General features: G+C 37.4%; 12 protein-coding genes. 8 read left to right on the top strand and 4 right to left on the bottom strand.

What is annotated here, in order from left to right:
- The first annotated feature begins 172 nt into the window (after positions 1–172).
- From ABDH28_06535 to murB, 8 genes are all read left to right on the top strand, one after another.
- On the top strand, positions 173–307 hold the full coding sequence (locus tag ABDH28_06535) for a hypothetical protein (GenBank protein MEN2998672.1): 135 nt from the start codon (positions 173–175) through the stop codon (positions 305–307).
- A 2-nt stretch (positions 308–309) separates the two neighbouring features.
- Positions 310–804, top strand: coding sequence for a hypothetical protein (locus ABDH28_06530; protein MEN2998671.1), 495 nt, complete (start codon positions 310–312; stop codon positions 802–804).
- 367 nt (positions 805–1,171) lie between these two features.
- Entirely contained in the window at positions 1,172–1,624 is a 453-nt protein-coding gene (locus ABDH28_06525) for a GatB/YqeY domain-containing protein (protein ID MEN2998670.1), read from the top strand.
- Positions 1,625–1,626: 2 nt separating this feature from the next.
- On the top strand, positions 1,627–3,081 hold the full coding sequence (gene trpE, locus ABDH28_06520) for an anthranilate synthase component I (protein ID MEN2998669.1): 1,455 nt from the start codon (positions 1,627–1,629) through the stop codon (positions 3,079–3,081).
- The gene (gene mraY / locus ABDH28_06515; GenBank protein ID MEN2998668.1) at positions 3,081–4,172 is read left to right on the top strand and encodes a phospho-N-acetylmuramoyl-pentapeptide-transferase; all 1,092 of its coding nucleotides are present in this window, start codon (positions 3,081–3,083) and stop codon (positions 4,170–4,172) included. Before trpE ends, mraY begins: the two co-directional genes overlap by 1 nt.
- A gap of 306 nt (positions 4,173–4,478) precedes the next feature.
- Positions 4,479–4,931, top strand: coding sequence for a glycogen-binding domain-containing protein (locus ABDH28_06510; protein ID MEN2998667.1), 453 nt, complete (start codon positions 4,479–4,481; stop codon positions 4,929–4,931).
- 183 nt (positions 4,932–5,114) lie between these two features.
- On the top strand, positions 5,115–7,082 hold the full coding sequence (gene cfpA / locus ABDH28_06505; protein MEN2998666.1) for a cytoplasmic filament protein CfpA: 1,968 nt from the start codon (positions 5,115–5,117) through the stop codon (positions 7,080–7,082).
- A gap of 87 nt (positions 7,083–7,169) precedes the next feature.
- On the top strand, positions 7,170–8,069 hold the full coding sequence (gene murB / locus ABDH28_06500; GenBank protein ID MEN2998665.1) for a UDP-N-acetylmuramate dehydrogenase: 900 nt from the start codon (positions 7,170–7,172) through the stop codon (positions 8,067–8,069).
- Here the strand turns inward: murB and priA are convergent.
- From priA to ABDH28_06480, 4 genes are all read right to left on the bottom strand, one after another.
- Entirely contained in the window at positions 8,061–10,016 is a 1,956-nt protein-coding gene (gene priA, locus ABDH28_06495) for a primosomal protein N' (GenBank protein ID MEN2998664.1), read from the bottom strand. The genes murB and priA overlap by 9 nt on opposite strands.
- Positions 10,017–10,059: 43 nt before the next feature.
- Positions 10,060–10,863 (bottom strand): acyl-ACP--UDP-N-acetylglucosamine O-acyltransferase, encoded by an 804-nt coding sequence (lpxA, locus tag ABDH28_06490; protein MEN2998663.1) that lies wholly within the window; start codon positions 10,861–10,863, stop codon positions 10,060–10,062.
- Positions 10,864–11,005: 142 nt separating this feature from the next.
- The gene (gene fabZ / locus ABDH28_06485; protein ID MEN2998662.1) at positions 11,006–11,464 is read right to left on the bottom strand and encodes a 3-hydroxyacyl-ACP dehydratase FabZ; all 459 of its coding nucleotides are present in this window, start codon (positions 11,462–11,464) and stop codon (positions 11,006–11,008) included.
- Positions 11,465–11,473: 9 nt separating this feature from the next.
- Positions 11,474–11,692 (bottom strand): undecaprenyl-diphosphate phosphatase (locus ABDH28_06480; GenBank protein MEN2998661.1); only part of this gene is annotated, 219 nt, incomplete at its 5' end.

Raw genomic sequence — 11,692 nt, 5'->3', positions numbered from 1 at the left:
AAAGTGATTTATAGTTTTTCTATTATTCATATATTCCTCCTTTTGCCTTTATTTTAAGGGCAAGAGGAGGTTTTTTCACTTTAATTTTTACCAAACTCTACTACAAACTTCAGATTTCAGCTATTGAAACTTGGTTTGTTGTGGTTTATAATATTGTTATAAGGAGGTTTTTATGGGAAAGAGGTATATGCCTTTTGTAGGTTTCACCATTTTTGTTGGTGTGGTTAGTTTGTTGGGATGTGCTATAATTTCGCCAGATCCTGCGTCTGAGTTGTTGGAGAGTGGGAGAGTCTTGATGGAAGCGTAAAGTTGAAAGTAAATCCTGACAAAACTTTTGTGGCTCAGAGTAGTAATGAGACGAATGAAGGAACTATTGCTGTCTCAAACGATTATATATTGTTAGTTACCTCAAAGGACAAAAAAACTAATGAGTCTATGTACTTCTTCATAAAAGAGTCTAGACTCTTTCCGCTTAGCTATGTGGCTGACGGTAGTGTTAGTGGTATAAAGGGTAAGTGGAAATTTGAATATAGGGTGAAGAGTGAAAGTTCTGAAACGAGTATTGTTCAGACTCTTGAAATTACTGACAATCAGATAATTATTAGTACTGGAATAGGTAGTTATACTAACGATTATGAACGTATAGATGGTAGTAAGGATATAGCTTCGTTGCTTGTTTTTAAGTATGAAGGTAATGTTATAGGCACAAATGCTTATGTGCTTGCAGACTGGAAGGGAAAGAAAATGTTGTTCTTTACGGAGATAGGTGGCTATGATTCTAGTGTTTTAAAGAAGAAAAAGTAGGAGTTAGTTTTAGCGTTGTAGTGTCTGAGGAGAAAAAAGGAGGGATTCTCAAGTTTGTTTTGATTTGGCTAGTTTGTGGGTGAAGTGTTTTAGGAGATTGGTTAGGGAAGAATTGAGATCCCTCCTTGTTGATAAATTGGTTTTTTCGTTGCTCTTTTGTTTTTATTAGTTTGTAGGTTGTCCATCAGATAAACGGAGAGATTTTGGTTTTCTTGTCTAGTTACTCTTTTGGTTCTAGTAGTGAAAATTACTTAATTACTCACGTAACGGAAATTGGAACTTATTGGGTTAGGGGGGTGTCTTAATTAGAAAATTTACGGTAGTAGGAGTTAAAATAAACTATCAACAGAGTACACGGGAGGGATTTATGATACTTGATAGGATAAATGAGGATTACAAAAATGCCGTGAGAGAAAGGGATGAGAATAAAAGACAGACTTTGAACTTACTTAAGTCGGCAATAAAGTATAGAGAAATAGAATTGCGTAGTAGTGGGAAGGAGATCTCAGAGGATGAGATAGTTTCGGTTATACAGAAGGAGATAAAGAAGAGAAAAGAGGCTATTGAGCTTTATGAGAAGGGTGGCAGAGATGATCTAGTGCAGAAAGAGAAAATAGAACTGGAAATTTTAGAAGCGTATCTACCTAAGCAATTGTCTGAAGAGGAGATAAGAGAGATAGTTACTAGTGCTATAGCATCTATTGGGGCTAAATCTCCTTCAGATGTTGGTAGGGTTATGAAGGAGGTTATGCCTAAGGTTAAGGGGAGAGCAGATGGGGCGGTAGTGAAAAGAATTGTTGAAGAAGCATTAAGTAAGTGACTATGAAAGTGGTAATAGTTGAAAAGACATTACCCGGTGATATAGAGACTCCGGTGTCTATTTATCTTAAACTGAGAGGGTTGTCCTTATACTCTTTTCTTCTGGAGAGTGTGATAGGTAATGAAATTGTTGGTAGATATTCCTTTATAGGCTCAAGACCTTTTCTCATCTTCAAAGCTTTTAAGAAGGAAAGGTTGGGAAGTAAAAGTATTGCGGAGTATAGTATAGAGGGAGCTGAAAACTTCACTGATACTACTCATGATCCATTTAGGATACTTCAAAATATGTCAAAAGTTGAGGTTCTCAGAGGAATAGATAACCCTTTGGAGATACCATTTTATGGCGGAGCTGTAGGATATATATCATATGATACTGTAAGATACATTGAGAAGATACCGGATAAAAACCCTGATCCGTTCGGACTTCCTGAGTTCTACTTTATATTCCCATCAATATTAATCTGTTTTGATAATATCTCAAAGTTCGTCAAGATCGTTTCAATTGAGCCTGTTACATCTTACGAAAGTAATGCTCTGAATTTAGCAACAAGAAGGATAGAGGAGGTTGTGGAGGTAATAAAGTCTCCTCTTAGGTTAAATGGAACTATCAAGGTGGACTCTCCTATTAGGTGGAGATCTAATTTTGACAAAGAAGATTTTTTAAGCGTAGTTGTGAGAGCGAAGAAATATATTGAGAATGGTGATATATTCCAAGTTGTATTGTCGCAGAGGTTGTATTTTGAGCTAGATGTAGACCCATTTGAAGTCTACAGAAGGCTAAGGATGATAAATCCATCACCTTATATGTATTTTCTCAGCTTTGGCGATATAGTAATAGCAGGGTCTTCTCCAGAGATGTTAGTTAAGTTGCATAACGGTATTGTTGAAACTAGGCCTATTGCGGGTACCAGACCTAGAGGCAAAACATCTGATGAAGATAAACTTCTTGAGAAGGAGCTTCTTTCCGATCATAAAGAGCTTGCTGAGCATATAATGCTTGTTGATCTTGGTAGAAATGACATTGGGAGGATATCGGAGTATGGTAGTGTAAGGGTTGAAGATTATATGGTTGTAGAAAGGTATTCGCATGTTATGCACATAGTATCAAGCGTAAGAGGGAAAATTAGAAAGGATGTTGAGCCAATTGAAGTTATGAAGGCGGTGTTTCCAGCAGGAACCGTTTCGGGAGCACCAAAGATCAGAGCAATGGAGATTATTGATGAACTTGAAAACGTAAAGAGAGGAGTTTACTCGGGTGCGATTATGTATCTAGGGTTTAACGGTAATATGGACTCCGCTATTACCTTAAGAACTATGGTAGCAAAGGGGAAGGAGGCCTTCGTTCAAGCTGGAGCAGGGGTTGTATACGATTCAGTTCCAGAGAGCGAGTACCTTGAAACCATAAACAAAGCGAAGGCTGTGTTAAAGGCAGTAGAACTTGCAAGAGGAGGAGTATAATGTTTTACGAGATATTTTTCCCCTTGAGGGAAATATTCTTTGGATTTAATATATTCAAGTATATAACTTTTAGATCTTTGATGGCTTCTTTAACGTCTTTCTTGATTGTTTTCTTACTAATGCCAACTTTCATCAATATCGTGTCCAAGCTACAGTTTAGGCAATCTGAGAGGGAATTTGGTCCCGAGACTCACCGTAGCAAGCAAGGAACTCCAACAATGGGTGGATTTCTTTTCATTATTGCCAGTGTTATCTCGTCGTTGCTGTGGATAAGGTTTAATAGCATCTATCCTTTCCTAATACTATTTATAATGCTCTCTTTCGGAACGATAGGATTCCTAGACGATTATCTAAAGAAGGTGAGAAGGAGTCATAAAGGGCTATCAATATTTCAGAAGTATTCGCTTCAGCTTTTATGTTCACTTGTTTTCATTTTAGTGCTATATTTCTACCAACCGTTTAGACCATACTTTGATAAACTCTTCATACCATACACTAGCGAACTAACTCTGACACTGCCAATGTTTGTTATGGTGGTGTTTTACATATTGGTTCTCACTGGTGCTTCAAACGGGGTAAATCTGACTGATGGAATTGATGGACTTGCTGGAGGTCTTGCAGGTATTGCTTATGCTGTTTATGGGGTTTTTGCATATCTAGCTGGAAATGTGGTTATTGCTAGCTATCTTCTCATACCGTATATAGACAAAGTTGGTGAACTTGCTGTTGTTGTAGGAAGTATCGTTGGGGGCTTAGGTGGATTTCTGTGGTATAACGCTCATCCCGCTAAGATCTTTATGGGAGACACTGGTGCTCTGTCTCTCGGGGCAACACTTGGGGCTATATCAATAACAACAAAGCAAGAGCTACTTCTTGTTATCGTAGGAATGGTGTTTGTGATGGAAACACTCTCTACCGCACTTCAGATACTCTATTATAGGTTAACAGGAGGGAAGAGAATATTCAAAATGGCTCCTCTTCACCATCACTTTGAACTGAGTGGATGGAGTGAAACGCAAGTTGTTGTCAGATTCTGGATACTCGGAATAATATTTGCCATTATAGCCCTAGCAAGCTTGAAAATAAGGTGAAAGTAGGGTAAGAGAAGCATTTTTAACTCTGGTAACTAAACAGAATAATATTATCTATACGTACCAGTTATTTCTAGAACCATTATCGGCAGGGTCAACAAACCAAGGATGTGATGAACTTGTGTGGTTTAGGACTATGTCTAGGACTATCCTGATATCTCTGTTGTGAGTTTGTTGAATTTAGTGTTAGTGGTGTAAAAAGGGTCTTTCAATAACCTTGATAGAGTTTTAAAACACTTTCTGAATTTTTTTCTTGACAATCTAGATTGGTATTCTTAAAATATGTTTCAGAAAAAGGAGGATACTATGAAAAAGTTACTAGGGTTGCTTACAATAGTAGTGTTTGCAATTTCTGTTGTTGCTTGCGCTCCAGTTGGTGCAAAAAAGGATTCAACTGCGAAGAAGGACAAGAAAAGCAAGACTGCAAAGGCTGATGCTAAAGCTGGGAAGATTAAGGCGGGAACTATAAAATTTACCTTTGATTCAAACGAATATGGTGGAGCTTCCTCTGTTAATCTAGTTGGGTCATTTAACGGTTGGAATCCTACTGATCCAAATTACGCTATGGAAGATCCTGATGGTGATGGTATATTTGAGATAGAAGTTGAGTGGGATGCAGGTAAATATGCGTATAAATACTACATTGATGGTAACTGGCCAAAGGATATGAGTGAGCTAGAAGCGTATATTTCTCCAAAGCCTTCAGAATATGTTGATGACGGATTTGGTGGTAAGAATGCAGTTTTAATTGTTGAGTAGCATTTTGGGGGAGCTTTGGGAGGGGAATTTCCTCCTATAGCCTTTTTTAAGGCTCTTTTCTCCCCCACTTCTTGCTCTAATCAATTTAGTGTTTTTCATTCAAAAAAAGTATAAAAGTTTAATTGACAATTTAAAGTTACTTGTCCTAAAATGTTTTTATGATTACATAAAGAGGAGGTTCGTATGCTAGACCAATTTCCTAAGGGGCCTAATGTTTTTGATCCTAACATACCGAGTGCTGTTGGTAGCCATGAGAGTTTGGTTCAGGAAGGTAGGTCTAAAGAAGCTGAAGATAAGAAATTTGTTAATGACCTTACCAATGAGCTCATGAATAGGATTATAACGAAGCTACCACCAAATATTACAGACAAGCTTGATATTATGGGAAGTATTCGTGATAAGATCTACAACTACATCAACATCACCTATCAGAACATGATGAATAGGTATATTAAAACAGTAGAAGACGAATTTCTTAAGAAGGTTAGAACATTTGTTGACAGAGAAGAGAACAGGCAGATGGCTAGGTATACTCCTAGAGAGATAGTTGAACTTCTTGACAAGATCGCTGGTCCTGAGAAGTTCCATACGGGGGAAGTTGAGAAGTCAATAGTAAATATGTATGGTCACCTTCAAGGACATATACAAAGAGAAATCACAGAGATTGAAGAGAGGACTAACGCATTGTTAAGACAGAAGACAGATATTGGAGCATTAGTTAGAGGCCAGAATGCCTATGCAATAATGAAAGGTACATTTAGAGACAACCCTTACAATCCTGTTCATGTTTATGATGTCAAACTTTCAATAAATATTCTTGAAAACGAACTTATAAGTCCAATCTATCATTATCAAGTTCCTCTCTCCTTGATAATAAAGGAAGCAATCCAACACAGAATTATTGAGCTTATTGACAAGGAAATTGATAAGATTAATGAGGACTTAATTGATAAAGGAAAGGCGGAACTTGACAAAACGGAGATAATTTTTGAGAAGATAAGGCAGATTGAGAATTTTACAAGTGATGATAAGGATGATGAGAACTCTACAAGGTATACGATTCTTGCTAAGAAGTTTATTGATAAGATTGAGGGGTTGAGAGCAGAGATACCACCTGATGAGTATGACCCTCTCAACATAAGAGAGGTTATAAAGAAGATATTTGATATTGAGAATGTGAGAAACAGAGGATATAATTCTGCAGTCAATATTCTTACATCCATACTTGATACAGGAAAGCTAGGGTATCAGTACATAAATAACTTCAAAAATGCTAGAGTATGTGTAATAAAGGAATATGAGGAGACTGATCCTGAGAAGTTGCCACACGAAAGTTATAGAATAAAGATTGCCTACTATGATCAAAACCAGCTCGTTAAGCTTAGAGAGGAGTATGACAAGCATTTTGAGGCTTTTGAGAGAGAAGTTAGGAGATTGTGGCAGTTAGTTTACCAATATTATCTTAAGAATAAGAAAAGATACAACATTAAGGACTTTGACGATATGGTTCTTAGATACATGCCTAGAAGTTGGGCTAAGGAATACTTTGAAGCAAATGCTGAAGATGGTGGTGATGAAGTCAAATGGCAGGAGTTGGGTTTTCTAGATCCAGAGGATACGGTAGTTGAAGAAAGTAACCCTCACTATATACCACAGACAGAGAATTTGTTTAGAAGAATTAAGTTTATAAAAGAGATTCTTCAGAAGATGCATGGTAGTGAAAGGCCTATAGAAAGAGTAATACTTGAAGAGAGGATAGATTTCGTGATGAAAAGATTTGGAGAATTTGCATATTCCCTTAACCCACATCACATACAACCTGGCCTGGTCTTAGAATTGGATATCACAACGATCAAAAGGAAACAATTTATTCTTAAACAGATGGCTGAGGTGATTAATGAGTTCTTGTTCCAGTTGTCAAAGGGCTTTAGAGATGTTGCATTTGCTCAGTATACTAGAAGAAGGTCTACTGTTAGAGCAGATATTGATCAATCTTTTGCTCAAGTTGAAGAAAAGGAAACTGTTTCGGAGATGGCATACAAAAAGTCTGGAGGTGAGGTAGCGAAAGCAGAAAAAGCATCAGAACCTAAAGTTAAAGGTAAGGCTGATGTTTCTCCAAAGAAAACTATGGAGACGCTTGAGGAATTATAAAGGTTAAAAGAGGGGAGATGTGTCCCCTCGTTTTTTCACTTGTAATCCAAGTTTTATTTTGTTTTTTGTATGCTAAGTTGCGAGAGTTTGAAAAGTAGTAAAGGTTTAGAACTTTTTGAGAACGTAGAGCTTAAAAAGTTCACAACTTTTAGAATTGGTGGGAGAGCAAGATATTTTGTAAAGATATATACTATCAGTGGGTTGAGAGATTTTCTTAGTTTTACGAATGAGGAAGGAATTGGTTATTTCATACTCGGAGCAGGATCAAATATTCTTGTAAGAGATGGTGAGATAAATGATATTGTGATAGTTAAACTCTCGGGAGAATTTAACAGAGTTGAGGTTTGTAGTGGTAAGGAGAATAACACAACCATATTGACAGGAAGTGGTTTCTCTTTACCAGCTTTATCCAAGTTTGCTCTTGACCACTCTCTTAAGGGTGCTGAGTTTTGTGTAGCTATACCTGGAACTATTGGAGGAGCATTGGTGTTAAATGCTGGAGCTCACGGAAGCGAAATAAAGGATATTGTAAGAAAGGTTTACTGCTTTACTAAAGAAGGTGAAGAGGTTGTCTTCTCCAAAGACGAAATAACATTTTCTTACAGGGATAGCTGTTTAAGGGATTACATCGTAACATTTGCAGAGTTTGAACTGAAGCCTTGTGAGTATACAAAGATAAAAGAAAGGATGGAGGAGAACTTAAGATACAGAGCTAACACACAGCCAAGGGGTTTTTCCGCTGGAAGTGTTTTCAAAAACCCAGATGGTTTTAAGGCTTGGAAACTTATAAGAGATGTAGGTCTTGCCGGCTATAGAATAGGTGATGTTATGTTTTCAGAAAAGCACGCAAACTTCATAATAAACCTCGGAAATGGCAAAGCAGAAGATGTTTTGAGACTGATTAAATTAGCTAGACAGAGAGTTTTTGAAAAATTTGGAATACTTCTTGAGCCAGAGATAAAACTCTTAGGGCTTAGCTTAGAGTAGAGAAAGAGGGTTTCTATCTATCTCTATGTATACTCCCTTTTTACCAGCTAAGTTTTCAAAGACAGTTTTCTGTGCTTTTGTTATAAGCTCTTCACTCTTGCTTTTAACCACTATCTGGTATCTGTAGTTTTTTGATATCTTTTTGATTGGAGCGGGTAGTAAGGGGGAGATAAAGGTATCCTCTCTTTTATAGGAAAGGCTATCAAGTAGTATTTTGGCAGATCTTCCTATCTCTAGACAGTTTTTTTCAACTTCACTTCTGAAGATGAATCTTGTGATGAACGTAAACGGTGGGTAATTAAATCTGTCTCTTCTTGCGATCTCGTAGTTATAAAACTCCTCGTAGTTTTGTAATGTTGCTGTCTTGATGCTATAATGCTCAGGGTCAGATGTCTGAATTATTCCCTTACCTACCTCGTCTCTTCGTCCAGCTCTGCCTAGGGCCTGTAAGATCAGAGAAAAGGTTCTTTCGGAGGAGTAGAAATCTGGCAACCTAAGGACAATCTCTGGGAATAGAACACACACCAGATTGACCTGTGGTATATCCAATCCCTTGGTTATTATCTGTGTTCCCACTATTATGTCTATGTCACCCTTTTTCAAGGAAGAATAGATCTTTTCATAAATATCCTTTTCCCGAGTTGTGTCCAAGTCTACTCTCACAACTCTTGCTCTGAGGAAAGTATTCCTTATTATTTCCTCTGCTTTCTCTGTTCCAAGTCCTATATCAAAGACTTTCCCTTTACTACACTTTGGACACAGCTCAGTATAGTTTTCTTTGTAGCCACAATAGTGACATTCTAGAGAACTTTTGAATTTGTGGTAGGTCAGAGTTATATCACAATTTGGACAAGTAGGTACAAAACCGCATACTCCACATTTTACGAAATTGCTGAAACCTCTTCGGTTAATAAACACTATAACTTGCTGACCACTTCTCAGCTTGTCATTAATTTCTGAAATAACCCTAGGAGATATTACCTGTCCTTTTGGGAGACTTTTCATATCTACAATCTCTGTTTCAATTCTTTGATGCTTTGAAAACTTCTCTCTAAGTTCTAGTAGTTTGTATACTCCTTGTTTTGCTAGGTAAAAGTCTTCAACGGGTGGAGTTGCGGAACCTAGAACGAGAGGAATGCTCTTTTTTCTAGCGATCCACTTTGCGATATCCTTGGTTGAATACCTAGGTGTGCTAGAGGATTTGTAAGAAGTTTCGTGGAATTCGTCAATTATTATTATTCCTAGGTTCTTAAGGGGGAGAAATATTGATGATCTTGGCCCAATGATGAGCCTTTTTATTCCCTTTTTCGCAGACATGTAGGTATTGAATCTTTCATTATCGGTGAGTTTGCTATGGTATACTGCCATTATTTCTCTGGGAATGAAAGAGAATTTGTCAATAAACTGTGGAGTCAAAGAGATCTCAGGAACTAGAAGTAGAGCAGATTTACCTTGGTTAAGAATGTCCTTGATGAGTTTTTTGTAAATTTCGGTTTTTCCACTTCCAGCAACTCCGTAGAGTAGAAAGATTTCATTTTTTCCGAAGCAACTCTTTATAGCCTGATATACTTTTTCTTGAGCTGATGTGAGTGTGGTATTTTCGGTGATCCTTAAGTTTTTAGGTTCACTGATTTTATTTAATCTACTACCGTTAGGTATCATAGAAAAGACAGTTTCTGAGAGAGTGGCGGTGAAATACTCGGAAATGAATTTGGCAAGTTCCATTTGCTCGTCAGAAAATACCTCTTCTTTGTCAATCGTTCTTCTTATTTTCCCTAGTCTCTTACCTTTAGGTTCGGGGGAGATATCTAGAATAAGTCCTTGAGTATTCTTTTGGGAGAAGATTATGTCAACTCTAGTATACTTTTTAATATTCTCGTGTGGTTTTTCTATTTGATACCAGAAAGTTTCGTTTGTTGGTATGTTAACAAGGACTTCTGCAAACATACCTTCTTTTGAAAGTAAATCTACTTTCTATACAACGTAAGTTCTAAATCTCAGCTTTTTCTTCTGTCCTTAGTCCTTTTACTATTCCTCTTTTGGAAGAGAGGATGAAGTTAGAGATGTATTTGATGTTTTGGTCGTCTGGGAAAATTTCAACTATTCTTTGTGCTGATTCTCTTATAGTGTAGGACGATTTGTAGATGATCTTGTAGGCTTCTTTTATTCTGTCTCTTTGTTCGGGTGAGAAATTTCTTCTTCGCAGTCCTACGGAGTTTATTCCTACAACTTCTGCGGGAATACCTACAGCCATAGTAAAGGGGGGTATGTCTTGGGTTATTTTTGATAAGGCTCCAACCATGGCAAATTTACCGATTCTTGTGTGTTGGTGTACTCCTATTAAAGCTGAAACGAAAGCACCGTCTTCAACTACTGAAAATCCTCCTAACTGACAGTTATTGACTAGAATTACCTCATTACCTAGGGTGACATCGTGTGCGACATGGGCTCCAACCATAAGTAGACATTTATTACCTATTCTGGTAGTACTTTCTTTTGAAGTGGGTTTATGTATGGTTACGAATTCTCTTATCCAGTTCTCGTTTCCTATTTCAATAAATCCGGACTCTCCTTCATACTTAAGATCTTGTGGATCAGAACCTATTACTGAGTAGGGGCCTATTCTATTCTGATTGCCAATTTTAACATTTCCATAGATGCAGGTTCCTGTTTCTATTCTAGTTCCGTCACCAATGCTGACATTTCCTCTGATCACCACATAAGGTCCGATTTCAACCTCAGCTCCTAGTGTGACATTACCTTCAATTATCGCAGTGCTGTGTATTTTTGACATAAAACCTCCTAGATGGAACTATAGTTTTGTTATACTTTCAGTGAAACTATAGTTTACTTTCCACTTTTTGTATCTCAATGGGCCTGAATTTTCTTTTTTCTAGACTGCTTAGGGTTAGGTCATCCGAAGGGTGGTTTGAGTTCTATCTATTTTGTATTACTGCCATCATTTCGGCTTCTACACAGACTTTGTCGCCGACTTTGGCAATACCTCTGAACTTACCGAATTTGTTTGAGATTTTTGTTATTTCAACTTCATACACAAGTTTGTCTCCTGGAAAAACGGGATTCCTGAATTTTACATTATCAATTGTTGCGAAGAAAATCAGTGGAGGATTATCAGAGGAATACCCTATAGCTTTGAGAGCTAAAACGCCGGCACATTGGGCAAGTCCTTCTATTATCAAAACTCCTGGCATTATTGGGTATCCGGGGAAGTGTCCTTGAAAAAACCATTCGTTTATTGTGACGTTCTTATATCCTATTGCTTTAGTTGTTCCCATCTTCTCAATCTTATCAACTAGAAGGAATGGAAACCTATGGGGTAATATTTTCTGAATCTCGGTTACATCAAGGTTAACTTCTTTTAGTTCTTCTTCCATACTTACCTCCTAGAAAATTAATGCTGAAAGTCCGACTATGAAGGTATATATTGAGAAAATGTAGAATTTGCCTTCTTTAAGCAACTTCATGAGAATCCACAGAGCAAGGTATCCGACGACTAAGGCGACTAGGAATCCTATAACATACGTCCATTCAAATTTAAGGCTTAAGCTTTCGCTTTTTAAGGTTTTGTATGTTTCGTAGATGAAAGCTCCGATTGTTGCGGG

The sequence above is a fragment of the Brevinematia bacterium genome (assembly GCA_039630355.1).
GTDB lineage: Bacteria > Spirochaetota > Brevinematia > DTOW01 > DTOW01 > SKYB106.
The sequence above is the reverse complement of the archived record's forward strand: the minus strand, read 5'-3'. Positions and strand labels throughout refer to the sequence as shown.